Here is a 22,335-nt window from a genome sequence, read left to right as displayed (position 1 = left end):
GCGCAGCCTGATCTCAACCGAAGAGCTTGTTCAGCTCGCCCCCGGGATAGCCATTGGCCAGTTCGGTGAAGGTGCCCTGCTCGGCCATCTCCTTGGCCGCCCGGACGAAGCCGGCCCAGGCCACCCGCGCCAGCGAACCGCCGACGCTGATGCGGCGCACGCCGAGCTCGGCGGCCTGGCTCAATGACAGACCCGACGCGCCGATCAGCAGGTTCACAGGCTTGGGCGCCACCGCTTTGACGACAGCCGTGATCTCCTCGACCGTCTTGATCCCCGGAGCGTACAGACAATCCGCGCCGGCCTCGGCATAGGCCGCGAGGCGGTCGGTCACGAGCTTGAGGTCGGGCTTGCCCCAGAGAAACGCCTCGCAGCGGCCGGTCAGCAGCACGTCCCCACCGCTTGCATCGATCGCCTGACGTGCGGCGCGGATGCGCGTAACCGCCAGTTCGCGCGCGTAGAGCGGATCATCCTTGTCACCCGTGGAGTCCTCGATCGACAGACCGGCGACGCCGGTGGCGACCGCGCGCGTGACGTTGGCGGCCACGCCCTCGGGGGCATCGGCGAAGCCGCCCTCGAAATCGGCGTTGACGGGAATGTCGACCGCCGCGGACAGCGCCGCCAGATGCGCGAGCATCTCGTCGAGCGTCGTGCCGGTGTCGGCCTTGCCGATCGACCACGCGAAGCCGGCGCTGGTCGAGGCGACCGCGTTGAAGCCGAGATGTTGCAGCATTTTGGCCGTGCCGGCATCGAACGGGTTCGGCAGCACGAAGCAGCCGGCCTCGTGCAGCTTGCGAAAGGCCGCGCGCTTGTCCGCCGTGTTGATCAACGTCATGTCATCCTCCCATGCATCCTCGCGTTGCGGCAGCATAGAGCCGCGATCATTGCGCCGCCACGACGTTGCGCAAGAATGTTCGCTCTTCGCCCAGAATGAGCTTGTGCTCCTCGGCCAGCGCAAAGTTCGCCCGGCCCTCGGCATCGCCGCGCAAGGCTGTACGATAGCGCTCGTAAGCTGCGAGACTGTCGAATGAAATCAGGCCGTAGGCGATGTCGTTGGTGCCTTCATGAGGCATGAAATAGCCGATCAGGTCGCCGCCGCAACGGGGGATGATCGACAGCCAGCGCCTGGCATAGGCCTCGAACACGTCGCGCTTGAACGGATCGATGCGATAGCGGATGAAGACGGTGATGGTCATGACAACCTCCGGTGAGTTCTGTATCGTCGACACTATCCGCTTGCCGGGCGAGAATGCTTCGGCTAGCATCGAAGTATGAAATCAGGTCCGGACATTGCGATGGTGGCGGCGCTGGTCGGCGATCCCGCCCGCGCCAACATGCTGACTGCGCTGCTCTCGGGCCGTGCGCTGACCGCGACCGAGCTCGCCCAGGAAGCGGGCGTGACGCCGCAGACGGCGAGCTCGCATCTTGCCAAGCTCGAAGGCGGCGGCCTGGTCGAGCCGGAGAAGCAGGGCCGCCACCGCTACTACCGGCTCGCCGATCCCGATGTCGCCGACGTGCTGGAGAAGCTCGCCGGCCTTGCCGCGCGCGCCGGCCACATGCGGGTACGCACCGGGCCGAAGGAGCCGGAGCTGCGGCGAGCACGCATCTGCTACGACCATCTCGCCGGCGATCTCGGCGTGCAGATGCTCGACAGCATGACGCGGCAGAAGCTGGTCCGCCGGCGCAAGCAGGAGATCGTGCTGACCGAGGACGGCAAACATTTCCTGTCGCAGCATTTGCGGATCTCGCCGGAAATGCTGGCGCATCCGCGCCGGCCCGTGTGCAAGGCCTGCCTCGACTGGAGCGCGCGGCGGCATCATCTCGCCGGCACGCTCGGCGCAGCGTTGATGAAGCGCTTCACCGAGCTGAAATGGGCGGCGCGCGATGCCACCCCGGGCAGTCGCGTGGTCAATTTCAGCCGCGCCGGGGAAAAGCATTTCGCGGCGCTGTTCGGTCCGGCCGAAGACTGACGATCACGCGCTCTTTATCGCAGCGTGGCCCTCGTGCCTTGCGGCCAAGGCGAACGCGGGGCACGGCGTGACGGTTGACGACCATCTCGTCACGTCCGTCGTGGAGTGTTCATGTCGCGTTTCGCTGTCGCCTTCTGTGCCGCCCTGCTCGCCCTCGCCCCGACTGTCGCCCCGGCGGCGGAGGCACCGCGCGAGCCCTATGGCATCAATCTCGAAGGTTTCCCCTATCCGTATCCGGTCGGCCTGCTGCCCCTGGTCAATGACGGCGAGCAGCTGCGCATGGCCTATATGGATGTGGCGCCGGCGCAGCCGAACGGCCGCGTTGCCCTGCTGCTGCACGGCCGCAACTTCCCCTCGAGCTACTGGGCGCCCGTGATCAAGACACTGACCGACGCCGGCTTCCGCGTCGTGGTGCCCGACCAGGTCGGCTTCGGCAAATCATCCAAGCCTGCAGGCGAGCTGCATTTCGACGCGCTGGCGCGCAACACCATGACGCTGCTCGATCACCTCGGCATCGCCAAGGCGGATTTCGTCGCGCATTCGATGGGCGGCATGCTGGCCGTGCGCATCGCCCGCGCCTATCCCGACCGCGTCGCGCATCTCGTGCTGACCGCGCCGATCGGGCTCGAGGACTATCGCGTCTACGTGCCGCCGATCCCGTCGGAAAAGATCATCGAGAGTGAGGACCGGCTGACGGCGGACGGCTATCGCAAGCAGCTGGAGACCAACTACGCGCTGAAGCTGCCGCCGGAGCAGGTCACGCCGTTCATCGATGCACGCTTCAACCTGAAGCAAAGCGCCGACTATTCGCGCTGGCTGAAGAGCTTCGTCAGCTCCTATCAGATGATCTACCGCGAGCCGGTGGTGCACGAGATCCCGCTGCTGGCGCAGCCGATGCTGTTCATCATGGGCGCGGACGATCACAACGCGCCGGGACGGCCCAACGCGCCCGAGGCCTTGAGAGCGAAGATGGGCCAGAACGCCGAGCTGGCAAAGGGCCTGGCCAGCCGGATGGGCGATGCGCGCGCCGAGGTGGTCGCCAATGCCGGCCACCTCGTCTTCCTCGATGCGCCGCAGACGTACGACCGGCTGCTGCTGGACTTCCTCGGCAGGTGAAAGCAAACAATGAGCGACAGGGATCGCGCCACGCCGACCCCTGCCGTGTTGCGGTCACACGCCAGAAACTGCGCTTTCTCGCAATGCGGCTGCGCCGATCACCAATGGTGGCGGCGATGCCAATGGCGGTGCCAGTGCCGATGATGGTGGCGCCAGCCCCAATGACGGCGCCGCCAACCCCAATGCCGCCGGCGCCAGCCCCAATGGTGTCCGTGACCATGGTGTCCGTGATGCCCCCAGCGAACCTGCTCCGGCGCGAGCCGGTCGGCCTCATCCTGCGAACCGACCGCGGGCTCGACGTGCTGATCCCTGGCTGAAGGCGCCGCCTCGTTCAGCGGCAATGGCGCGAGCGGCGCAGCGACCGCATCGGTGGTGCGGAGCACGGCGCCGGCCGCCGCCGTGCAGCCGAACCCCAATGCCAGCTTGAGGAAGTTCCGTCGTTCCATCGCACGCCTCCATGATGCACGAGCCAGGGCATGAAGGGAGTATTCGACCCATCACCTGAACGTGAGCTGAACTTAGTCGATCACAGCCAAATGGCGCGCACATGATACCATCGACACGTCGTCCCCGTGATCCGAAAGGGCTTCTTCCGGCGGCACCGAGCATGCGTCGACCGTCTGCGCCAGCACGACCTCGCGCGCATACGCGTCACACCCGGCCGATCGCGATTGAAGTCCGCGATCAGCCGCGACATCTCACGCCGCCGATCGCGCGCTCCACCGCGGCGCCATCGTCGAGCGGCGCGGCTGACGGCGGTGCAGCGGCCGACGAGGTTGCAACGAGTGCGACGCTTGCGGCGACCATACACCCCAATGCCATAGCCACGTGCGGAAAGCCCCGACGTTCAATGTTGCCGACTACGATTCAGGACGACGCTCGTGAGTGAACGCTTGAATAGGCGGAGAACTACGCGTTCGGATGACCAGCACGTAACGATCGGACATGGCGCGGCAATAATGATCCGGCCTCGGGAGGAGCGTACGCGGTCCAGTCGAGTATGGCTTGATCAGCCGCTGGCGAGCGGATTAGACTGAGCACCCGAATTGAAGAAACGTTCAGAGCAAGCAGTGTTTTATCGTGCCATTACCTTGGTGTTGTTGAGCTCCCTAGCCTCAGCCGTCGGCGCTCAGGCGCAGGGCGATCCAACACAGATTTTCAACGGCGTGTGGGTGGCAGTTAACCCGCCGGGACCGCACGTCGTGTTTAATACGATCAGCCTGGGTCAAAGAGAGGCTAGTTTGCCGATACTAGGCCAAGCCACGATAGGTCCATCCAATGGAGAAGACGGATCAAATTTCCGAATCTCGGGCCCAGGGTTCACCTGCTTCTACCTAATACTCACCACCAACCAGCGGACAAGAATGGTCTGGGAGCTGAAGAGCGGTGGGGACATCTGTTTCAAATCAGCTGCTTTCGAGCAAGCCGATAGCCCGGTACCGGCACCGGCACCGACACCGTTACCGCCACCTCCACCGCCTCGCACCCCCGTCTCTCCGAGCTTCTCCTGCTCCGCGCGCTTGAATGAGGCGGAACGAACTGTCTGTTCAGACAGCGGCCTAGCTCAGCTCGATCAAAATCTTGACGCTTTGTATACATCGGCTCAGGCTTACGCTCGCAGCAACGGTGACGCAGCCAGCTCTTCACGACTGGCTGCAACCGAGAAGAGTTGGTTGTCCAACGATCGAAATGCCTGTGCTACGAATATAACTTGCTTGGCGAGCGCCTACTCGAGGCGGATTTCCCAGTTGAAAGCCTGCTTATCTCGGCTTCGCAGTGGTGACGGCTGCTAACAGTTCCCTCGAACACAACCGTATGATTGATCGGATCGGTCTCCATCGACAAGTGCATTAGAAGCGGTGCTTTGGACCGGGGCCTCCATGCGAGCATTATCTTGCCTTCGAGCTGTCCTTCTCGCGAGCAGCCTTAGCAGTATCGCTCTGATACCGACCGCAGCATCACAGTCAGCGTCTGCGCCGCACTGCACATCGATCGCGAAGGTTATGCTGGACGTCGGCCACACGCCTGAGCAACCCGGAGCGACTAGCGCGCGCGGCGTGCCGGAGTTTGAGTTCAACCTCAACCTCGCTCGCAGGGTTTCATTGGAACTTGCAAGGTCGGGATACCTTGTGAGCGTGCTGGTCGTACACGGCATAGGTCAAGAACAGCTACTCAACCGCGTCGCCCAGGCAAAGCGCTATTCTCCAACTCTATTTATCTCCATTCATCACGATTCAGTTCAGCCGCTATTCATCCATGAATGGAGCTTCGCCGGACGAGCAAACCATTACAGCGACGAATTTTCCGGCTTTTCGATCTTCCTGTCTGAGCTCACTCCCAAGTTTGCCGAAAGCTTAGCGGCTGCCCAGATTTTGGCAGATGAACTGATCAGGCAAGGACTGCGGCCTTCGTTGCACCATGCGATGAAGATTCCCGGTGAAGGGCGAAAACTCATTGATCGGCAGCGCGGGATCTATCTGAATGATCGGTTAGCCGTGCTGAAGGAAGCTTTCTATCCGGCTCTGCTCCTTGAGGCGGGCGTGATCGTCAACCGAGCGGACGAAATCAATCTTCAAACGGAGACAATGCAGGCTCAAATAGCGCAAGCAATCACTCAAACCGTCAGCAGACGTTTTTGCGGGACCAATGGATCAAAAGCCCCGCCGGGACTGCTCGATGGACACGATTCAGAACGGAAGTAGCCCCAGTCGCTTAGGGCTCCACCCGCCGGTAATCGCCTGCCGCGGCTCTACAGGCCACGTCCGGCCCACCTGTACGGAACGAGAGATTTAGTCCTTCACCGGCAAAAGCATACCGGTAGGCACACCTAAAGCGTGGCCCGACCAGGCAAATATTCGCGCCGCCATCGGCACACCTCTCGACCGATCCGACTCCGTTGAAAACGGTTGCCGCCCCGGAAAACGAAATGTTCAAATCACCATTTGACAGAAAGCGAATATTGTCTCCGGATCCACTCTTGAGCCAGTTGCCGAGCAACCGACCATCGAGAAGGCCTTGAGTTTGCGCTTGGGCTTGAGGCAGGAAAAAGGCTGCGCAGAGGCCGGCCACCAGAAGCTTCGAAGAGAAATCACTCTTCCATACCCTAACTATCAACATACTATCCCCCTCTGCCCTTATTCCGTGCTCAGTCCGGGCCTCGTCAAAACACTGGAAATCCTAATGCAGTGGTTGTAGCCTTGGCAATGCCGCGCATACGGCTTTTTGACCTTAGTATATTAACCTGAAGGGGAAGCGCAATGCGCTGTTTTTTGATAGCTCTTGGGTACCTCCTTGTTTTTGCAACCGCTAACGCTCGGGCGGACGCGCTGGACATTTTCAACGGCGTTTGGGTTTCGGTCAATCCGCCCGGTCCGCACTTCATCTTCAACAAGGTGGGCCTCAACTCTCGTGAAGCCAGCCTTCCTGTCTTAGGACAGGCGGCCATCCGAGTTTCAAACGGCGAGAACGGGTCGAACTTCCTAGTCTCCGGCGAGGGCTTTTCGTGTCAATACTTCGTCGGCAAGATAAACAATAGCGAGATGACCTGGGAACTCAAAGGCGGCTCCTCGGTGTGTTTCCCATCTGCGCATTTCAAGAAAGATCCTCCCTAGCGCGGAGCAGTGAGCGATGCGCGTTCCCGTCTTTCTCGTTGCCGGGGTGACGAGCGTATCATTGGCTTTCTCGACAAATGCGCTCGCCGACGATGCCTTACAAATGTTCGATGGCGTGTGGGTTTCGATCAGTCCGCCTGGACCGCACATCGTCTTCAACAAGATTGGTCAGACGCGCGAAGCTAGCTTACCCAATCTCGGTCAGGCCTCCATCACGAGTTCAAGGGGCGAGAGCGGATCGAACTATCAGATCGCTGGCGCTGGATTTACCTGTTACTACCTCATTCTTACTACGAATGCTCAAGCCAAGATGGTATGGGAGTTGAAGAGTGGCTCAAGCCCTTGCTTCGCAAATGCCGTCTTTGAAAGGGCCGACTCTGAAAATGAGAAGGCCAACTCGAGTGCCCGACCTGCAACGGCGATGGCACCCGCTGCTCTTCAGGCGCCCAACGCAGCTTTAGCACCCAGCCCTACGCAGCCGAACCCGCCCTCAGAAGGGGGCCGCAGGTGCGGCTACTACGCGATAGCATATTGTTCCGAAGATCTGAGTGTCGCCCGCGGAATCAGCGATGCGCTTCAAGCACAACTCATCGACACAAATGCTCGTAATTACTATCCTAACTTCCGCGCCGGCTGGTACTGTGTCGGAGTCGGCCCGCTGAACAGGGACACAGCCCAGAGCGCCGCACAAGGATACAAGCAGCGCGGCTATCCAACAGCATACTTTAAGAATAGCTGCTGAAGCGCGCCTAACTTTGGTGCCGATCGTCCAGCTTGGGCCGCCCTGACCATTGTCCAGGCATTCCTAATAGCACCCGGATACGCTCTATTCGACTTCAGACCCGAAGGAATGGCCATGGGGAAGCAGCTCGTTTTGTTACTCGCCCTCGCTGCAACCCTTTCGAATTGCAGCGCGACCGGTACCGAGCGGTCCTTTGCTGACCGAAACCCCGATGTTCAGGGCGTGCAGCCGGAGATCGTGTCGCGCGAACAATGGGGAGCGAAACCGGCAAATGGTGGAATGACAGCCCAGACTGTAATTGGCATAATTATACATCATACGGGCGTTCGCAGTAACAACTCGACGAGCATCGAGGCGAAGATGCGCGGCTTGCAGGCATTCTCGCAATCGCCAGGTCGAGTCTCACCATCAAAGTCAAAACCATCCTGGCCCGATGTACCTTATCATTTCTACATCGACGCAAGGGGCTCCATCGCTGAGGGACGGGATGTAAGGTTCGCCGGTGACACTAATACGGGCTACGATCCTAGAGGTTACATTCAGATTGCTGTCGAGGGTGACTTCGAACATGAAGTGGTACGCCCAGGGCAAAGAGAAGCATTGCGAGGCCTATTGAAGTGGCTCTTAATTCGTTGGAATCTTCCAACGTCCAGCGTCACCATCCACAAACTTCATGCCCCTACCGACTGTCCCGGGCGGAACTTGATACCCGAGATAGAAGCAATCCTGAAGGAGATATAGACCGGTTGAAGATTTTGCTGGCGGGCCTCGACCGCGTGAGACCATCATTTCCGAAAGCGCCGAGAGCATCCAGCACCGGCCTTACGAGTTGGGTGAAATACGCTATTGTCCAAGTGCGCATTGTCCGATTGCTTACGAACTGCGCAAAATGCGTTTCTTCGTCTTGGCTGAATTGTGCTTAGCTGCTCTTCTGGCCTCAGCCAAAGTGACGCCGTACGAGCGAGACAATTGCTAGATTGTTGAACACCTGCTCGGCCATTGTGCGGATGCTGAAGAAAATTCATCTCCGATTGCGAGCATTTGGTGGCCACTTGCGAATTGATGGCTACCGCAGCTCGATGAGAATGCACCCAAAGTCAAGAATCAACTGGAAATCCGTCCGCCAGTACGAAGCTCTCACGCGTCCGCGTCACGTCGGGCCAGTCGCGATTGAAGTCGGCGATCAGGCGCTTCATCTCGTCGCCGCCGACGGCGCGCTCCATCGCGTCGATGGCATCGAACTGATACATCGCCTGATGCACCGAGGGATCAGCGAGACTCCACATCCGCCACGCCTTGCGCACGCCAAAACTCCTGATCGCGTCGGGCAGATGAACGTCGCGATACCAGCGATCGAACTCATCGCGCCGGGCGGGATCAGGCAGGGTCGCGCGAACGACGAAAATGGCTGACGGCATCGAGTTTCCTCCGGACCATGTTGGTGTTGCCGCGGAGTCTACCTGCAATCGGCCGCTCAGCGAAACCCTGCGGCCAGGCCGACCACCTGCCCGTCGAGCCCGTTGAAGCCGTGATGGCCGCGCGCCTGACAGGGATCCCCCGCCTCCGCGCCGCCCGACAGCCACTTCACCCGCGCGCGGCCGCCCGACCATCTGATGAATGGATCGACGCCCGCCGGCAGCGTGAACTTGCAGCCGTCACTGGTGTGATGAATGACCAGCGTCCGCGGCAAGGCGGAGGGCGAGCCCAGGATCGACATCACGTTCGAGGAGCTGCCGGACTCCGAGCTGAGGAAGCCCGAAGTCAGCACCAGCGCATCCGGCCGGGCACCGCGGGCAATGCCTTCCGCGGCGCGCAACGTGCCTCGGCTGGTCCCGATCACCGTCACCGGCCGCTTGATCGCGGCCATGTAGTCCACCGCGGCCTTCAAATCGGTGCTGGCGTCCGCGACCATGACGGCGAGCCCGCGGGCGGCATAGGCGTTGCGCGTGCGCACCAGCTGGTTGCCGAGCAGGCCGTGAATGTCGCCGCGATCGCCGACATTGATGGCGCCGTCGCCGCCGGGCAGCAGGATCACGCTGGCGCGCACCAAGGCCGGCCTGATCAGGGCGACGCGGGAGCCGCCGATCGTCACGGTCTCATCGGCGCCGGCGGCTTGAGCGGCGGCGGCCGATATCATCAGCGCCATGCAGATGCGCACGATGAAAAAACGCGACCTCGCCGTCGTCTCGATCATTGGAGCCTCCCCCGCGCCGACTCGCGCGATGACGGGAGACTATCAGAATCAACGAGGCCCGGAGTGCCTAGGAGTCCGGGCCTCGTCACCTCGCGACCTCGCGCGAGCGAGGCCGGTCGGTATTTGATGAAATCTAGCGCCGGTTCACACGGGTCGCATTGAGCTGGCTCAAAACGTCAGTAGCAGCGGGTGATCGTGACGGAGTGATCGCCGCCGCGGCGTCCCGGCACCGTCACGGTCTGCATCGGGCAGCTCGACACATAGGGGCGATCCGACGGCACGACGTTCGGCGGAAAGCGGTGGACCCAGTCCCACGGGACGTCGTAGGTATAGGTGTAGCGCACATCGGCCGATGTGTGCTCGGGGATCTGCTGCGGCACGGGCTCGCCATAGCCGCCATAGGCGAACGCGCCGGCAGCCGGCAGATAGGAACGATAGCCGCGGTGGTGGTGACGGACGAAGGGCCGCACGCCAGGCGCCGGCGGGACGACTTGGCTTGCCCCCGCCTGACCGGCGGCCACGGGCGCAGCCACGGCAACGCCAGACCGGGCCGACGCGGCCTCGGAGGAGAACACCAGCGCGGCGGCGGCCGCGCAGACGACCAGAACTCTGGAATTCCGATATGCCGATGTTCTAACAGCCATGATACGCGACCCTACTCTTCTGACCCATCAGCGATCGACAAAGGCTAGGCCAGCGGCCCAGTTCCCGCAAACCCTTCGTTAAAGGTTAGTTAAGCCGTAAGCTTAACGCCAGGGGCGAAAACGGCGCAGATTGCCGCGCCGATCCGGCGGCAGCGCGCGGCGGCCGCCAGACTTCGTCAAATACGACGGCGACCCGCCGTGCGCCGCCCTCCCTGCTCTTCAACCGCCGCTCACAGCGGCAGATTGTCGTGCTTCTTGGCCGGCATCTCCATCTTCTTGTCACGCAGCATGGCGAGCGCACGGGCGATGCGGCGGCGGGTGGAGTGGGGCATGATGACGTCGTCGATGTAGCCACGCTCGGCAGCGATGAACGGCGACAGGAAGCGGTCCTCGTATTCCTTGGTGCGCGCGGCGATCTTCTCCGGATCCGCCATGTCGGCGCGGAAGATGATCTCGACGGCGCCCTTGGCGCCCATCACCGCAATCTGCGCCGTCGGCCAGGCGTAGTTCATGTCGGCGCCGATCTCCTTGGACGCCATGACGTCGAAGGCGCCGCCATAGGCCTTGCGGGTGATCACGGTGACGAGCGGCACCGTGCATTGCGAGTACGCGAACAACAGCTTGGCGCCATGCTTGATCAGGCCGCCATATTCCTGCGCGGTGCCCGGCAGGAAGCCCGGCACGTCGACGAAGGTGACGATCGGGATGTTGAAGGCGTCGCAGAAGCGGACGAAGCGCGCGGCCTTGCGCGAGGCGTCGCTGTCGAGCACGCCGGCCAGCACCATCGGCTGGTTGGCGACGAAGCCCACGGTGCGGCCGGCAATGCGGCCGAAGCCGGTGACGATGTTCTTGGCGAAGCCTTCCGCGATCTCGAAGAAGTCGCCCTCGTCGACGACCTTCAGGATCAGCTCCTTCATGTCGTAGGGCTTGTTCGGATTGTCCGGGATCAGCGTGTCGAGCGACATGTCGACGCGCTCGATGTCGTCGAAGCTCGGCCATTCCGGCACGCCGTCGGAGTTGTTCGACGGCAGGAAGTCGATGAGGCGCCGCATTTGCAGCAGGGTCTCGACGTCGTTGTCGAAGGCGCCGTCGGCGATCGAGGAGCGCGTCGCATGCACCGAGGCGCCGCCGAGCTCCTCCGCGGTCACGACCTCGTTGGTGACGGTCTTCACGACATCCGGGCCGGTCACGAACATGTAGCTGGTGTTCTTCACCATGAAGATGAAGTCGGTCATCGCCGGCGAATACACGTCGCCCCCGGCGCACGGGCCCATGATCACCGAGATCTGCGGGATCACGCCGGACGCCAGCACGTTGCGGCGGAACACGTAGGAATAGCCCGCGAGCGCCGCGACGCCCTCCTGGATGCGGGCGCCGCCGGCGTCATAGAGGCCGATGATCGGCGCCCTCGCCTTCATCGCCATGTCCTGCAGCTTGGTGATCTTCAGCGCGTGGGTCTCGGACAAAGAGCCGCCGAACACCGTGAAGTCCTTGGCGAACACAAAAGTCTTGCGGCCGTTGACGGTGCCCCAGCCGGTGACGACGCCATCGCCCGGGACCTTGGTCTTCTCCATCCCGAACTCGGTCGAACGGTGCTCGACGAACATGTCGAACTCCTCGAACGAGCCCTTGTCGAGCAGCAGCTCGATGCGCTCCCGCGCCGTCAGCTTGCCGCGTGCGTGCTGCGCCTCGATGCGCTTCTCGCCGCCGCCGAGCTTGGCGCCTTTGCGCCGCTCCTCGAGGGTGTCCAGGATGTCCTTCATGCGCTTCCCGCCCGTTCCCGATGTCGTGACTGTTGGCGGCCTTCTATCACGGCTATTTCGGAGCCGGAAAGCCGCTTTCGGCCGTGCCACCCCTCCTCCCACAGTTCGGAATTGGAAGCAGAATCATGGATATGGCCGCTCAACCGGATCTGGTCACTGAGCCTTCCGGCACATCCCATGGCGCCGTCCATGGCGGCCCGCGCCTGCTGCTGCGGCTCGAAGGGCTGGCGCTGGCCGCCGGCGCAGCCGCCTTCTATGCCCACCAGGGCGGGTCGTGGTGGCTGTTCGCGGCGCTGTTTCTGGCCCCGGACACCAGCTTCGCGGCCTATCTCGGCGGACCGCGCGTCGGCGCGGTCGTCTACAATGCCGTCCACAGCACGCTGGCGCCCGCCGCCCTGCTCGCCCTCGGACTCCTGGCCGGACAACCGCTGGTCACGGCGATCGCGACCGTCTGGCTTGCCCATGTCGGCGTCGACCGCCTCGCCGGCTACGGTTTGAAATACGCCGACGGCTTCGGCTTCACCCATCTCGGCCGGATCGGACGGCGCGTCCCCTGCACGCCCCGGATCAGTGCGCGGCCGACGGCAGCTCCCGGTTCGGCGTCGCCGCGGCCGGCTTGTCGCGGGTGAAGAACCGGATCACCACGACGAAGAACACCGGTACCCAGAGCACCGCGAGGAAGGTCGCCGTGATCATGCCGCCGAGCACGCCCGTGCCCAGCGCCTGCTGGCTCGCGCCACTCGCCCCCGTGGCGATCACCAGCGGCACGACACCGAGGATGAAGGCCAGCGACGTCATGATGATCGGCCGGAAACGCAGCTCGCAGGCGGTGACGGTGGCCTCGATCAGCGGCATCCCGCGCGCCCGCAGGTCCTTGGCGAACTCGATGATCAGGATCGCGTTCTTCGCCGACAGGCCGATGATGGTGATGACGCCGACGGTGAAATAGACGTCGTTTGGCAGGCCGCGCAGCCAAGCCGCGGCGACCGAGCCGATCAGGCCGAGCGGCACGGCGAGCATGACCGCGAACGGGATCGCCCAGCTCTCGTACAGCGCGGCGAGGCAGAGGAAGACGAACAGGATCGACAGCCCGAGCAGGAACGCGGCCTGCGATCCCGCAAGCTTCTCCTGCAGCGACTGGCCGGTCCAGGCGTAGCCGAAGCCCTTCGGCAAGGTGCCCATCAGCCGCTCCATCTCGGCGATCGCGTCGCCGGAGGTGTAGCCCGGCTTGGGATTGCCGGTGATGCGGACCGACGGGTAGCCGTCGAAGCCGACGACCTGGGTCGGCCCGACCACCCATGACAGGCGGGCGAAGGAGGAGAACGGCACCATCTCGCCGGCCGTGTTGCGCACGCTGTAGGTCAGCAGGTCCTCCGGCTTGAGGCGCTTGTCCTCATTGGCTTGCACGATCACGCGCTGCATGCGGCCGAGATTGAGGAAGTCGTTGATGTAGCTCGAGCCGAGGCTCGTCGACAGCGCGCCGTTGATGGCCGCGAAGGTGACGCCGAGCGCGGCCGCCTTGGCACGGTCGATCTCGAGACGGACCGAGGGCGCCGGCGGCAGCCCCTCGACGCTCAGCTTGCCGAGCACGGGCGAGTTCGCCGCGGCCGCAAACAGCGTATCCTTGGCCGCCATCAGCGCATCATAGCCGCGCTGCGAGCGATCCTGCAGGCGGAAACTGAAGCCGGAGGTGTTGCCGAGATTGTCGATCGGCGGCGGCGCCAGCACCGACACCTCGGCATCACGGATTTTCGCGAACTCCGGATTGAGCTTGGCGATCAGGGCGTCCGCGCTCTGGGCCTTGTTGCGCTCCGACCAGTCCTTCAACGTCACGAAGGCCTGCGCGGTGTTGGCGCCCTGGCCGTAGAAGCTGAAGCCGGCGACGAACGACACCGTGTCGATGCCGGGCGTCGCGACCAGCTTCTCGTTGACCTCCTGCAAGATGTCGAGGGTCCGGTTGGCGCTGGCATCGGCGGGCGCCAGCACGTCGACCATGACGAAGCCCTGGTCGTCCACCGGCAGGAAGCCGCCGGGCATGCGCCAGAACGAATAGCCGAGCCCCGCCAGGATCAGTGCATAAACGATCATGAAGCGTCCGGCGCGCGCCACGATCCAGCGCGTCGCCTGGCTGTAGCGGTTGGTCGCCGCGGCAAAGCGGCGGTTGAACCAGCCGAAGAAGCCGCGTGCGGCGTGGCCGTGCCCCTTCTCGATCGGCTTCAGCAGGGTCGCGCACAGCGCGGGCGTCAGCGACAGCGCGAGGAACGCCGAAAAGCCGATTGACACCACCATGGCGGCGGAGAACTGCTGATACATGATGCCGACCGAGCCCGGGAAGAAGGCCATCGGCACGAACACGGCCATCAGCACCAGCGTGATGCCGATCACCGCGCCGGTGATCTGATCCATCGCCTTGTCGGTCGCCTCGCGCGGCGGCAGCCCCTCTTCCGCCATGATGCGTTCGACGTTCTCGACCACGACGATGGCGTCGTCCACGAGGATGCCGATCGCGAGCACCATGCCGAACATCGTCAGCACGTTGATGGAGAACCCGAGCGCGAGCAGCACGCCGCAGGTTCCGAGCAGCGCGATCGGCACCACGATGGTCGGGATCAACGTGTAGCGGATGTTCTGCAGGAACAGGAACATCACCAGGAACACCAGCACGACGGCCTCGCCCAGCGTCATCAGCACCTTCTTGACGGAGGCCGCGATCACCGGGGTCACGTCGTAGGAGACTTCGTACTTCACGCCCGGGGGAAAGAACGCGGCAAGCTCCTCCATCCGCGCCTTGACTGCCTTGGAGGTGGCGAGCGCATTGCCGGCCGGCGCCAGTTGCACCGCGACCGAGGCGGCGGGCTTCCCGTTGAGCCAGGACGAGAACGCATAAGAGAGACCGCCGACCTCGATGCGCGCGACGTCCGCAAGCCGCACGGCCGAGCCATTCAGGTTGGCGCGCAGCACAATGTTGCCGAACTCCTCCGGCGACTCGAGCTGGCCCTTCACCAGCACGGTGTTCTGCACCCGCTGGCGGGTCGGCGACGGCTGCACGCCGAGCTGGCCGGAGGCGACCTGCGCGTTCTGCGCCGCGATCGCCTGATCGACGTCCTGCGGCGTGAGGCCGAGGCCGAGCAGCTTGTCGGGATCGAGCCAGATGCGCATCGCGCGCTCGGTGGCGAACAGCCGCGCACGGCCGACGCCGGGCAGCCGGCGCAGCTCGGGCAGCACGTAGCGCGTCGCGACGTCGCCGAGCCCGATCTCGTCGAGACTGCCGTCGGTCGAGGTCAAGGTGACGAATTGCAGGATGGCGCTGCTCGCCTCGAGAATGACGATGCCCTGCTGCCGCACCGCCTCGGGCAGGCGCGGCTCGATGCGCTTGATGCGGTTCTGGACGTCGACGGAGGCGAGGTCGATGTCGGTGCCCGGCTTGAACGAAGCGAGGATCTCGACCTCGCCGGTGGTGTCGCTGGTCGATTCGTAGTTCAGGATGCCGGCGGCGCCGTTCAGCTCCTCCTCGATCAGGCGCGTGACGCTGTAATACAGGTTCTCGGTCGACGCGCCGGGATAGGCGGTCGAGATCGAGATCGAGGGCGGCGCGATGATCGGATACTGCGCGACGGGCAGGAACGGAATCGACAGCACGCCGGCCAGGCAGATGAAGATCGCCACGACCCAAGCAAAGATCGGACGTGCGATGAAGAAGCGCGACATGACAACCTCCGGGCCGTGACTGCGTCAGTTCGAGGCGGACGGCTTGTCGGAGCCGGAAACCTTCCAGGGCACGGCTGTGACGGCACTGCCGGGCGCCACCTTCTGGACGCCGTCGACGACGACGCGCCAGCCGGGCTTGAGGCCATCCTCGATCAGGACGCCGGAGGCGAGCGTGCGCCCGGAACGTACCGGCTGAAGGGTGGCGCGGCCTTCGTCATTGACGACATAGACGGCGCTGCTGCCCGACGTCGTGCGCTGCACAGCCTGCGCCGGGACCACGATGCCGTTGGTATCGATCGCCTCCTCGATCTGCACCCGGACATACATACCGGGCAGCAGCTCGCCTTCGGGATTCGGAAACTCGCCGCGCAACGTCACCTTGGCGGTGCCCGGATCGACGCTGACGTCGGAGAACAGCAGGCGCCCTGCATGCTTGTAGATTGAGCCGTCGTCCAACACGAGGCGGACGCGCGCCGCGTCGGGCGCAACGCTCTTCAGCCGCCCTTCCGCGAGATCGCGCCGCAGTTCGTTCAGCTCGGCAACCGACTGGGTGAAGTCGGCATAGACCGGATCGAGCTGCTGGATGGTGGCGAGATGAGTCGTCTCGTTGGGATTGACCAGCGCGCCTTCGGTGACCAGCGCACGGCCGATGCGGCCGCTGATCGGCGCGCGCACCGTCGCCCAATCAAGATTGAGCTGCGCCTGCGCGACCGCAGCCTTCTGGGCCGCAACGTCGGCCTCGGCCTGGCGCTCGGAGGCAACCGCGAGCTCGTACTGCGCCTGGGACGTGGCCTGGCCGGTCAACAAGGTCTTGAGGCGGTCTTCCTGGCGATCGGCCTGATAGAGCACGGCCTCCGCCTTGGCGAGCGCAGCGCGAGCCTTGTCGAGCTCGACTTGGAACGGCGCCGGATCGATCCGGTACAGCACGGCGCCTGCCTCGACGAGCGCGCCCTGCTGGAAGCTGCGCTCGACCACGATGCCGCTGACGCGCGGCCGCACCTCGGCGATCCGCATCGACGTGATCCGCCCCGGCAGGTTCTTGGTCAACGTCACCGGCGCCGCTTCGACCGTGATCACGCCGACCTCGGGCGGGCTCGAAGCTTGGGAGGCACCGGAGCCGTCACGGTCGCTGCACGCTGCAAGCGTGAGAAACGAGACCGCACAGATCGTCGCGCCGGCCGAACGGATCAATTGCTCTCTCAGCATGAAGTCCATCTTGTTACGTCGCCGGCGCGCATGGATGCTGGACGATTATCGAGGACATCGGATCGCCGAGGATCCGCCGCCCGTCTTCCAGATCGTCGCTCACCAACTCGACGCGTCGTATGCCACCGTCGCGAGCCGGCGAACGTTCGTGCGCTCCTCATAGGCGAACTGATAGCTGCAATCCAGAATTTTTCCGCAACATGCGGCGACTGCGACAACTGCGCACCATGTATCATCGCAGAAGTCTGCAAGGATGCTGGGCGATATGTCGCGCTTTGCTTCCCGGGCGTTGATGCGGAGTCCGAAAGGCACGAAGAATCCGCAACGACACCGAAAGGATAATGGATCACCCACAAGTCGGATCACGCGACGCTGACGGTCGATGATCGCCTCGTCCTGATCACGTTACCGGGCGCAGAGGCCGCGATCGCCAAACGGTCGCACGAGCGCCGCGTGATCAGCATACCGCTCTCCGCCGGGCTGCCCGCCCGAGCAACGCACATGCCCCCTCGATCCGTTGTCCACCATGCATCTCACGGGATGGTTTGACAGCGCCATGATCGCTCGTTCTACTTGGTTGCAAAGCCGCGCCACAAGCGGCGAGCCAGGAGGACGGTCATGGAGCGACACCATGGTAGCGCGCCGTTGGCGCTTGCCGCGCGCGCCTGTTTCGGTCTCAGACGCGTATCGCGCACCACCGCTGGACCAGCGCGGCGTTCGGCAGCAACGGCGGTGGTCATGATGCTGCTCGCTGCACTCGGTCCCGGGCTCTGCGGCAGCGCGAGCGCGCAGGGCATCACCAAGGACGTGCCCGCCCGGGTCGAGATGTACCCGATCCCCTCGCTGACCCTGTCCGACCGGCAGTTCCTCTCCGGCGACGACGGCGGCAAGCCGGTCACCGTCGTCGGCGAAATGCGCGTGGCGCAGGGCAGCGGCAGGCTGCCGGTGGTGGTGCTGATGCACGGCTCGGGCGGCGTCGGCGCCAACATCGCAGCCTGGAGCCGCACCTTCAATGCAATGGGGATCTCGACCTTCGCGATCGACGGCTTCACCGGGCGCGGCATCACCGCGACCAGCACCAACCAGGCCCAGCTCGGCCGGCTGAACCTGATCATGGACATCTATCGTGCGCTGGACGTGCTGGCGAAGCATCCGCGCGTCGATCCCGAGCGCATCGTGCTGATGGGCTTTTCACGCGGCGGACAGGCGGCGCTGTATGCGAGCCTCCAGCGCTTCCACAAGCGCTGGAACAATTCCGGGCTGCAATTTGCCGCCTACATCCCGTTCTATCCGGACTGCTCGACGACCTATCTCGGTGAGACCGACGTCGTGGCGCGGCCGATCCGGATCTTTCACGGCGGACCGGACGACTACAATCCGGTGCGGACCTGCAAGGCCTATGTCGAGCGGCTGAAGGCAGCGGGCCGCGACGTCGCGCTGACCGAATATCCGGACTCGCCGCACGGCTTCGATCTCGGCCTGCTCGGCGCCAACATGCTCGCCGTCGCGCCGAAGGCGCAGACCGTGCGCAACTGCCGCATCAAGGAGAGCGACGGCGGGATGCTGATCAATGCCGACACGCAGCAGCCCTTCACCTATCAGGACGCCTGCGTCGAGTTCGATCCGCATGTCGGCGGCAATCCGGCCACGGCCGAGGCGGCCCGCCAGGCGGTGACGGATTTCCTGCGCGCACTGTTCAAACTGTCGTGAGCAAAAATAGAACGATTTGGATCAATTCTTGAGGTGACAGGTCGAACGCATCGGGTCTTGCTGCGTTGTCGCTCACTTTTCGACGATGAAACGGAGCCCGATGATGCGCGCCTCTCGCCTTGCGATCCTAACTTTGCTGACCGCCCTCGCCTTGGGCGGCGCGGCCCATGCGGCGCCTGCCGCGCCGTTCCGGGGGCTGGAGGGCTCCTGGACCGGCGGCGGCGTGATCAGCATGTCCGACGGCAACCAGGAGCGGCTGCGCTGCCGCGCGGCCTATGACGTCGGCGGCGCCGGCGAGCAGCTCCGGCTCAACATCCGCTGCGCGAGCGACAGCTACAACATCGACCTCTCCAGCGACGTCGCCTATCGCGGCGGCGAGATCTCGGGGCAATGGAGCGAATCGAGCCACAACGCATCCGGCACGATCGAGGGCCGCGCGGTCGGCAACCGCATCGAAGCCCAGGCGCGTGGGCAGACGTTTTCCGCCGGGCTGTCGCTGACGACGCAGGGACGCCGACAGACCGTGTCGATCCGCCCGGCAGGCACGGAGATCAGGGGCGTCGACCTGGAGCTGGCGCGGAGATAGGCCACCAACAACTCCGCGTCATTGCGCGCGAAGCGGCGAAGCAAAGCGATCCAGAATCCCTCGATGACTCTGGATTGCTTCGTCGCTTCGCTCCTCGCAATGACGACAGTGTCCTGGTCTTCGAGGAACTCACGTTCGCTGATCCCGGATATCGCTGCGCTCATCCGGGCTACGCCACGACATCACGGCAGTTCGATTCACACCGCGCCGATGTCTTTCAGGCAAGCCTGCGTCAGCGTCATCCGAGCCTCGACGTGGCGCGGCTCAGGGCAGTCCATGTTGAGCGCGAACACGGTCGGCTGATCGCCCTTGTCGACCCAGCCGACCATCCAGCCAAGCGCCCCCTGCTCCTTGCCGAGCAGTCCGGACTTGAAGTGAATGACGGCATCGCCGACCTTGGTCACGGGGATGATGTCGCGGGTCAGATCCTGGCTGCGCTTGGAGACCTGAAGCGCGCCACGCCTGAGGCGATCGATGAAATCGACCTGCTCGACGGGATCGATGCGAAGCGCGCCTGTCAGCCAGAACTGGTCGATGCCGCCGCCGATGTCGTGATTGCCGTAGTCGAGCTCCTCGAGATATTTCTGCATCCGCTCAGCGCCGATGCGGCGCGCGATCTCCTGATAGACCGGCACGGCGGAGACCGCGATCGCGCTGCGCAAGGTGTGATCCTTGTTCCAGGCCTCGATCGATCTCGTGACGCCATCCCATTTGAACACATCCTTGTCGGGATCCTCGACAACGCCCGTCTCCAGCGCGATCAGCGAGTTCGCGATCTTGAAGGTCGAGGCCGGCAGCCTTGCCTCGCCGGAGCGATCGGTGTCGCTGGCGATGACGAGATATTCCTCGACCTTGTAGGCCAGGAAAGTCCCCTTGGTGCCTTCGTCGGTGAAGCGCTTGGCGAGATCGCCGCGGATCTCGTTGCGCGGCGGCGCGACATGCGCGAATGAACGTGTGGGCAGCAGGCTGGCGCCGGTCATCAGGGCGAGCACGTGGCGGCGACTCATCATGGGCATCGCGAATTTCTCCGTCGTCGTCGGCTCCTCCCTATCACAGGGCGGTGACGACCGACGCATGACGGAGATCACAAATGCGACGCGCTCAGCGCATCGGCCGCGACAGGTTGAGCACGAACACCAGCACCTCGGCGACGGCCTTGTAGAGCTCCTCCGGGATCTCGTCGCCGAGTTCGACGTTGGAGAGCGCGCCGGCCAGCACCTCGTTCTCCTCGATCGGGATGTCGTGCGCCTTCGCGACCTCGATGATCTTGGCGCCGATCGTGCCCTTGCCCTTGGCGACGACGCGCGGCGCGCCCTGGCCCTTGTCATAGTGCAAGGCGACGGCGAGCTGGGTCTTGTTGGCGGCCTTCACCTCGATGCTCATAGCGCGCGATCCAGGAAATGGCCGGCCCTGGGCGGCATCGCCGCCGGCGGCGCGCCGTCCTGCACCACGAGATCGCCCGGCGAGAGCTCGGCACGGCTGAGGGCCTGGCTCAGTTCGGAGAGACCGGCGCGCAAGCGCGCGGCGGTGACCGGACGCTCGGCCCACATCCGCACGGAGGTGCGCTCGGCGCTGAAGCTGATCATCGCATGCACCGGGCCGGCCGGCTCGACGTCGAGCGAGAAGCGCGCCCGCCAGACGCGCTTGGCGGCGTCCGGCGATTGCGTGCCGCCGTCGCGCGAGATCTCGAACTGCGCCATGGCCGTGCCCTGCGGGGTAGCGAAGGGAATCTCGAAGTTCCAGCGCGGCGGCGCGGGATCGGTGCGCGCGGTCGAGGCGTCCGGACGATCCGGCAGCGAGGCGACCTGCAGCAGGGTCTGGCGCGACAGCGCCTGGTCGGTCTCGTCGAGCAGGCGGTGCGCGATCGCCGGCAGCGGCGTGTCCGGGCCGAGCGTCGGCGCCGCCACGGCCTGCGGCATCGGTGCAGCCCCGCGGAACGGCGGCGGCGGCGTGTTGGTGCGCACGACCATATCGGCGCGACCATTGGCGTTGCGTCCGGGAACGAGGCCGGCGGCGCGCGGAATCTGCTGCTGCGCTTCCTGCAGCACGGCCAGCACCGTGCCGGGCGTGAGCGACTGCGCCTTGGCGCCCGTCAGGGCCTCGATCAGCGCCGAGCCGGTGAAGCCGGCAGACGCGGCGTCGGGCCGCCCCATTCCCGTGGCCCAGGGCTGGGGCGGCAGCTCGATCTCGATGTCGGGCACCAGCGGGGGTGCGCCGCTCTGTTGCTGCGCGGCGGCGGCGCGGCCGGCCTCGGACAGCACCGAGGCGTAGGAGCCACCGGGCGACGGCTGCGTGGACGCCGCCATGCCGGGCTCGGCGGTCTGCAGCACCGTCGCCAGCGTCTGGCGCAGCACGATCAGCGCCGCCTTCAGGTCGGGCGTGCCGGCACCGGCGGCGCCATTGGCGAGCGAGGATTCCAGGAACAGGCCGGAATGCTGCACGGCGCTCTGCACATCCTCCGCGGTCAGCGCCGGCGATAGCTGGGTCTGCTGTGCCAGCACCTGGGCCACGGCGGCGCGCAAGGCCGGTGGAAGGTTCGGCGAGTCGGCGACGGCCTGGAGATCGGCGAACAATTGGCCCTGGCTGCCCTGACGGGTCGCCGCCTCCTCGCTGGCAATCGACAATGCGAGCCGCTCCAGCCCGGTCAGCGGATCCGGCGGCGGAGGCAACGCCGGCGCCAGCCGGCCGGTGACGTCGACGACGGTGGCGGCCGGCGTCGGGGTGCCGGTGGTGCCAGCGGCAGCGCTGCCGCCTTGCCCGACGATGGCGAGCTGCAGCCCTTGCGCGGTCTGCGACACGGCGACCTGCACCGTCTGGCCGGCCTGCAGCGGCAGCTCGCTCGCGAGCTCCATCGACAGGTTTCCGATCGCGACTTGGACCAGATTCTCGGCGAGCACCTGCTGCACCCTGGCGCTGACCAGTGCGCCGGCCTGCAGCGTGGTTGCTGCCGCCACCGTGGATCCGGCCGGCGAGCTGCCGACGCCGCGGACGGCGCTCACGGAAGGCGGCGGGGTGACACTCTGGACCATGCGCGTACTCGGGTTACGCGCACAGCCTAGCGGTTGCCCCTAAACCCGGCGTTAACCGG

21 protein-coding genes are annotated in these 22,335 nt (G+C 64.7%); 9 read left to right on the top strand and 12 right to left on the bottom strand.

Annotated elements, in window-relative coordinates:
• Positions 1–13 precede the first annotated feature (13 nt).
• Both QX041_RS04700 and QX041_RS04695 read right to left on the bottom strand, forming a co-directional pair.
• The gene (locus QX041_RS04700; RefSeq protein ID WP_315749666.1) at positions 14–832 is read right to left on the bottom strand and encodes an isocitrate lyase/phosphoenolpyruvate mutase family protein; all 819 of its coding nucleotides are present in this window, start codon (positions 830–832) and stop codon (positions 14–16) included.
• Positions 833–878: 46 nt separating this feature from the next.
• Positions 879–1,193: an NIPSNAP family protein gene (locus QX041_RS04695; RefSeq protein ID WP_315749665.1), complete on the bottom strand. Its 315-nt coding sequence runs from the start codon at positions 1,191–1,193 to the stop codon at positions 879–881.
• Between the two features lie 75 nt (positions 1,194–1,268).
• Between QX041_RS04695 and QX041_RS04690 the strand changes: the two genes are divergently transcribed.
• Positions 1,269–1,967 carry a winged helix-turn-helix domain-containing protein gene (locus QX041_RS04690; RefSeq protein WP_315749664.1) on the top strand — a complete coding sequence of 233 codons (699 nt, stop codon included), beginning with the start codon at positions 1,269–1,271 and terminating at the stop codon, positions 1,965–1,967.
• A gap of 111 nt (positions 1,968–2,078) precedes the next feature.
• Entirely contained in the window at positions 2,079–3,083 is a 1,005-nt protein-coding gene (locus QX041_RS04685) for an alpha/beta hydrolase (RefSeq protein ID WP_316164579.1), read from the top strand.
• Between the two features lie 98 nt (positions 3,084–3,181).
• Here the strand turns inward: QX041_RS04685 and QX041_RS04680 are convergent, their stop codons facing one another.
• Entirely contained in the window at positions 3,182–3,529 is a 348-nt protein-coding gene (locus tag QX041_RS04680; RefSeq protein ID WP_316164578.1) for a hypothetical protein, read from the bottom strand.
• A 1,557-nt stretch (positions 3,530–5,086) separates the two neighbouring features.
• Between QX041_RS04680 and QX041_RS04675 the strand changes: the two genes are divergently transcribed.
• The 4 genes from QX041_RS04675 to QX041_RS04660 all read left to right on the top strand — a co-directional run bounded on the left by QX041_RS04675 (position 5,087) and on the right by QX041_RS04660 (position 8,177).
• Complete coding sequence (locus QX041_RS04675) at positions 5,087–5,785, top strand: N-acetylmuramoyl-L-alanine amidase (protein WP_315749658.1); 699 nt, start codon at positions 5,087–5,089, stop codon at positions 5,783–5,785.
• A gap of 555 nt (positions 5,786–6,340) precedes the next feature.
• Positions 6,341–6,694: a hypothetical protein gene (locus tag QX041_RS04670; RefSeq protein ID WP_315749656.1), complete on the top strand. Its 354-nt coding sequence runs from the start codon at positions 6,341–6,343 to the stop codon at positions 6,692–6,694.
• Between the two features lie 16 nt (positions 6,695–6,710).
• Complete coding sequence (locus QX041_RS04665; RefSeq protein ID WP_316164577.1) at positions 6,711–7,436, top strand: hypothetical protein; 726 nt, start codon at positions 6,711–6,713, stop codon at positions 7,434–7,436.
• A gap of 114 nt (positions 7,437–7,550) precedes the next feature.
• Entirely contained in the window at positions 7,551–8,177 is a 627-nt protein-coding gene (locus QX041_RS04660; RefSeq protein WP_315749652.1) for a peptidoglycan recognition family protein, read from the top strand.
• A 356-nt stretch (positions 8,178–8,533) separates the two neighbouring features.
• On the opposite strand, the gene QX041_RS04655 is transcribed toward QX041_RS04660, so the two are convergent.
• The 4 genes from QX041_RS04655 to QX041_RS04640 form a co-directional block, all read right to left on the bottom strand.
• Positions 8,534–8,854, bottom strand: coding sequence for a hypothetical protein (locus QX041_RS04655; protein ID WP_315827353.1), 321 nt, complete (start codon positions 8,852–8,854; stop codon positions 8,534–8,536).
• Between the two features lie 56 nt (positions 8,855–8,910).
• Positions 8,911–9,630: an alpha/beta hydrolase gene (locus QX041_RS04650; protein WP_315714529.1), complete on the bottom strand. Its 720-nt coding sequence runs from the start codon at positions 9,628–9,630 to the stop codon at positions 8,911–8,913.
• A gap of 176 nt (positions 9,631–9,806) precedes the next feature.
• Positions 9,807–10,274 (bottom strand): hypothetical protein, encoded by a 468-nt coding sequence (locus tag QX041_RS04645; RefSeq protein ID WP_315714530.1) that lies wholly within the window; start codon positions 10,272–10,274, stop codon positions 9,807–9,809.
• Positions 10,275–10,504: 230 nt separating this feature from the next.
• Positions 10,505–12,037 (bottom strand): acyl-CoA carboxylase subunit beta, encoded by a 1,533-nt coding sequence (locus QX041_RS04640; RefSeq protein WP_009027335.1) that lies wholly within the window; start codon positions 12,035–12,037, stop codon positions 10,505–10,507.
• Between the two features lie 125 nt (positions 12,038–12,162).
• On the opposite strand from QX041_RS04640, the gene QX041_RS04635 reads away from it, so the two are divergent.
• Positions 12,163–12,666, top strand: a complete 504-nt coding sequence (locus QX041_RS04635) for a DUF4260 domain-containing protein (protein ID WP_316164576.1) — start codon at positions 12,163–12,165, stop codon at positions 12,664–12,666.
• Here QX041_RS04635 and QX041_RS04630 read toward each other — a convergent pair.
• Together QX041_RS04630 and QX041_RS04625 are read right to left on the bottom strand one after the other, a co-directional pair.
• Positions 12,605–15,745 (bottom strand): efflux RND transporter permease subunit, encoded by a 3,141-nt coding sequence (locus QX041_RS04630; RefSeq protein ID WP_315827350.1) that lies wholly within the window; start codon positions 15,743–15,745, stop codon positions 12,605–12,607. The genes QX041_RS04635 and QX041_RS04630 overlap by 62 nt on opposite strands.
• A 24-nt stretch (positions 15,746–15,769) precedes the next feature.
• A complete protein-coding gene (locus QX041_RS04625; RefSeq protein WP_316185893.1) occupies positions 15,770–16,951 on the bottom strand; it encodes an efflux RND transporter periplasmic adaptor subunit in 1,182 nt (393 codons plus the stop codon).
• A 738-nt stretch (positions 16,952–17,689) separates the two neighbouring features.
• Here QX041_RS04625 and QX041_RS04615 point away from each other — a divergent pair.
• Together QX041_RS04615 and QX041_RS04610 are read left to right on the top strand one after the other, a co-directional pair.
• Complete coding sequence (locus QX041_RS04615; RefSeq protein WP_315750032.1) at positions 17,690–18,661, top strand: dienelactone hydrolase family protein; 972 nt, start codon at positions 17,690–17,692, stop codon at positions 18,659–18,661.
• A 100-nt stretch (positions 18,662–18,761) separates the two neighbouring features.
• Positions 18,762–19,247 carry a hypothetical protein gene (locus QX041_RS04610; protein ID WP_316164575.1) on the top strand — a complete coding sequence of 162 codons (486 nt, stop codon included), beginning with the start codon at positions 18,762–18,764 and terminating at the stop codon, positions 19,245–19,247.
• A gap of 197 nt (positions 19,248–19,444) precedes the next feature.
• On the opposite strand, the gene blaOXA is transcribed toward QX041_RS04610, so the two are convergent.
• The 3 genes from blaOXA to QX041_RS04595 form a co-directional block, all read right to left on the bottom strand.
• A complete protein-coding gene (blaOXA, locus tag QX041_RS04605; RefSeq protein WP_315714535.1) occupies positions 19,445–20,263 on the bottom strand; it encodes an OXA-1091 family oxacillin-hydrolyzing class D beta-lactamase in 819 nt (272 codons plus the stop codon).
• Positions 20,264–20,348: 85 nt separating this feature from the next.
• Positions 20,349–20,630 carry an EscU/YscU/HrcU family type III secretion system export apparatus switch protein gene (locus QX041_RS04600; protein WP_315714536.1) on the bottom strand — a complete coding sequence of 94 codons (282 nt, stop codon included), beginning with the start codon at positions 20,628–20,630 and terminating at the stop codon, positions 20,349–20,351.
• Complete coding sequence (locus tag QX041_RS04595; RefSeq protein WP_316164574.1) at positions 20,627–22,276, bottom strand: flagellar hook-length control protein FliK; 1,650 nt, start codon at positions 22,274–22,276, stop codon at positions 20,627–20,629. Before QX041_RS04595 ends, QX041_RS04600 begins: the two co-directional genes overlap by 4 nt.
• Positions 22,277–22,335 lie beyond the last annotated feature (59 nt).

Origin of the sequence: Bradyrhizobium sp. SZCCHNRI2009 (assembly GCF_032485115.1) — a bacterium.
GTDB lineage: Bacteria > Pseudomonadota > Alphaproteobacteria > Rhizobiales > Xanthobacteraceae > Bradyrhizobium.
This window is presented reverse-complemented; position numbering and strand designations above follow the sequence as displayed.